At 42.7% G+C, this 3,664-nt stretch carries 4 protein-coding genes; 1 reads left to right on the top strand and 3 read right to left on the bottom strand.

The genetic code is table 11. The annotated features are described in order from the left end of the window. Positions 1-422 precede the first annotated feature (422 nt). Positions 423-1,688, top strand: coding sequence for a two-component system sensor histidine kinase NtrB (locus AB7U36_RS20585; RefSeq protein ID WP_428161497.1), 1,266 nt, complete (start codon positions 423-425; stop codon positions 1,686-1,688). On the opposite strand, the gene AB7U36_RS20580 is transcribed toward AB7U36_RS20585, so the two are convergent. From AB7U36_RS20580 to AB7U36_RS20570, 3 genes are all read right to left on the bottom strand, one after another. After that, positions 1,657-2,487, bottom strand: a complete 831-nt coding sequence (locus AB7U36_RS20580; RefSeq protein ID WP_428161496.1) for a response regulator — start codon at positions 2,485-2,487, stop codon at positions 1,657-1,659. The genes AB7U36_RS20585 and AB7U36_RS20580 overlap by 32 nt on opposite strands. A 27-nt stretch (positions 2,488-2,514) precedes the next feature. Continuing rightward, on the bottom strand, positions 2,515-3,336 hold the full coding sequence (locus AB7U36_RS20575) for an HDOD domain-containing protein (RefSeq protein WP_428161499.1): 822 nt from the start codon (positions 3,334-3,336) through the stop codon (positions 2,515-2,517). Between the two features lie 179 nt (positions 3,337-3,515). Next, positions 3,516-3,664: helix-turn-helix domain-containing protein (locus AB7U36_RS20570; RefSeq protein ID WP_428161498.1), on the bottom strand; the 149-nt coding region annotated here is incomplete at its 5' end.

Below are 3,664 nucleotides of genomic sequence, written 5' to 3'. Positions count from 1 at the left end.
TAGGCATCAAGGTATCCCTGGCTGACTGCCGCAAAACGATGCTTCCGGCTCAAAATAGCAAACCCGGAAGACGGCATGTTGTCCATTCCGAATTTAAACATCTGCAAATAGGCATTTTCCGCTTCCAGCTCCCGGATCCTGAATTTGAATGCCTGGCAATCGGCACAATGATCAGCCATAAACAACACCCCCCCTCCCTTTAAAAGTTCTGCTCAACTTTCAAAATGCAAAAGGCAACAAGACATGGAGAACCTTATAGGGATGTTTTCAGGCCTGGTCAAGGGCTCAGGGATTCGATCGCCCCCTGTGTCAGGATAGATGCCGCATGGTTTTAAAAATAAATTGAATCTGAACGCTTTTTTTTTTAGACTGACATACATTTTTGCAGTTGGCTTTCCCAAAAAACGTATAATAGTGGAGAAATGATGAGGAAAAAAACGTCAGACCCGTTTCTAAATTTTATAAAAGAGAACAATCCGGACAAGGCACAAGTCAGTCTGGAAAAAAACTTCCGGACGTTGACAGATAATCTGCCCATTGGCATCGTCCTGACTTCAGTGGAAGGAGAAATAATAAATGTAAACCCCGAAGGCCTACAGATGATGGGGTACAGTTCAGTTGAGGACCTTGCCCACATCCCCATTCAATCGTTCTATTATGATAAAAAAGACCGGGAAATTTTTTTAAAAAAAATGGAAACCGGGCGGGTCAGGGACCTGGAAATGAAATTTAAAAAAACCGACGGCAGCGTAATCTGGTGCTCCATGTCTTCTGTAAGCCAGGAAAACAGTCCCAGAGGGCGCTATTTTATCACCTCGCTTCTGGATATTTCCCGGAGAAAACAAATGGAGGAAGAGAAATCCGGCCTTTTGGTCCAGTTAACCCAGACCGATAAGCTGGCCTCCATCGGCCAGCTCGCAGCCGGAATTGCCCACGAAATTAATAATCCGGTGGGATATGTCACCAGTAACCTGAACTCCCTGGAAGAATACCTGTCCGATATTCGAAAGTTCGTCAAAATGAATCAAACCCTGATCAAAGACCTGAACAAAATCACGCTCCCCGAAGCGCTGGCACAAATGGCTGAAAAAATCCATGAATACGCCCGGGATATTGACCTTGATTTTCTTCAGGAAGATATGGAGGAACTCATAAAGGACTGCATTGACGGACTGGACCGAATCAAAAAAATCGTCATAGATTTAAAGGATTTTTCCCATCCCGGTAAAAAAGATATCGAACCCGTGAATATTAATGCCTGTATTGAAACCACTCTGAATGTGGCAGCCAATGAGTTAAAATATAAAACAATGGTACATAAAGACTTAAAGGTTGTGCCACTGATCAACGGCATCCCCCAGCAGCTCAACCAGGTTTTTTTGAACATACTGGTGAACGCAGCCCAGGCCATCGAAAAAACAGGTGAAATCAGAATCAAAACATGGCAGGAAAACAAGGATGTATTTCTTTCAGTTTCAGATACCGGCTGTGGCATAGAACCGGAAAATATCTCCAAAATTTTTGATCCCTTCTTCACCACAAAAGAGGTGGGCAAAGGCACGGGCTTAGGTATGAATATCGCTTATAACATTATTCAGCAGCATGGCGGCAGCATTGCCGTGGAAAGCAAAAAAGGCAAAGGGACCACGTTTACCGTCAGCCTGCCTGTTCCTGAAGACACAAAATAAACCCTTTACCGAAAAAACGTCCGGTCAGCGCAGACAGGGTTAGGCCATATACCTGATTATCTATAGTTATATCCGACTTAACCTGATTCATTTGCGATTCAAACACAGGTAAAAACGTTTTCATCACGTCTTTGGAAAAATAGTCAGCCAAAGCGTTTCCCACAATGACCATGCGGCCGTTTATTTTTAATTTTTCAGCCTGCTGGTTGATCAATATAATTGTCCGGTCGCAACTTATGCCCATGGCTGAGACAGGAAGTCCCCTGAAAAGAACCCGCGTCAGTTCAAGGGCCTGGTTCTGGAGTTCCAGCTCTCTTGTCCGCTGCTTAATAATACTTTCAAGGTTCTTATTGATTTGTTCCAGTTCTTTATTCTTTGCGGCTACCATAAGGTGCAGGGCGTGGTTTGACTGAATAAGATCATAGCGTTCAAGGGCTTTTCTGATCTCCTGCTTAAGATCGTCATCATTCCATGGCTTTAAAAGGAACTTGTAGACATGCCCCTCATTTATTGATGCTTTAATGGAGTCGATTTCAGTATACCCGGTCAACAGAATTCTTATAGTATCCGGGTAAGTCTCCCGGACCTTGGCCAGAAATGAAATACCTGACATACCCGGCATCCGGTGATCTGAAATAACCAGGTGAATGTTCCGGGATGCCATGATTTTGAATCCGTCTTCCCCATTTGTTGCCGTAAACAGATCAAAGTCTTCTTTTCGCAGCAATCGCTTTAAAGAGGAAAGAATTGGTTTTTCATCATCAACACAAAGTATCGTGTGCTTTGGTGTACTGTCCATCACCTGATGTTCCAGCCCATTTTAAAATTATAGAAAAAACGCCCAGGCATCATTGATCAGAAGCTCGACCGTTGGAAACCATTTGGGCACCGTTTCAATCCAAACATTCAACAGGTTTTTCGCATGGAGATCAAAATACGCATACTTAATATTTCCCGGAGATATGTTGTTGTTCAGAAAATCCGCGTAATAGCTGTTAATGATGCCATCCGCCGTATTTACGATAATGCTTTCATTGAAAAAGGGGGCGCCGGGTTGAATGGCATGATGAGAATAGATTGTATTGGCCAGATGCATCGGAAGTTCCCATTTTTTTACAAAAAAATATCCGATTTCGCAATGACAGGCCGGCAATATTGTTTTTTCTGCGGTCAAATACATCAGATCTTTCTGGCGGGCATGTTCGATCACCCGGATAAAATCACCGGGGAAATAATGCGCCAGCATCAGTTTGCCCATATCATGAAGTAACCCGCAGACAAAGCATTTTTCAGGGTCTCCAACCATGGCCTGTTCCGCCAGATACCGGCTAAGGACCGCAACGCCAATGGAATGCCGCCAGAAATACTCAACTTTGAAATGCGTATTTGATTTTTGCGTAAACAGATGATTCAAAAAATTAAAGGTTGAAAGCGACAGTACAATATTCCGTATGGCATCAAACCCCAAAATGATGGCTGCTTCATTGGTGGTTGAAATTTTCTCCCTTAATCCGAAAAAAGCGGAATTGACCAGTTGAAGCATTTTAAACACAATGGCCTGGTCCTTTTCAATCACTTTGGATAGAGAATCATTTGTTGTGTTTGGATCATCAAGCATTTGATTTACTTTTGTTACAATAGAGGGCAAAGAAGGCAAATCCCGGATTTCGCCAAATCGTTTCAGAAATACTGCTTTTGTTTTATTCAATGAGGCGCCTCTAAAAAACGGGTTACGGATTGTCAAAACGAATTTTACATAAATGATATGGAAAATATGCCATTAATCTCAATTTTTGTAAAGTATGCATTATCTGCTTTAGAAGCGCCTTATTTATAGAGGATGGGATCAATGTCGTACTTTCTGACCTTATAATGCATGGCCCGTTTGCTGATACCCAGGAGATCGGCCGCATCTTTTTGAACCCCCCTTGATTTTTTCAAGGCCCTTATAATGGTATCCTTTTCGCTCTGTTTAA

Source organism: Desulfobacter sp., assembly GCF_050177295.1.
This window is presented reverse-complemented; position numbering and strand designations above follow the sequence as displayed.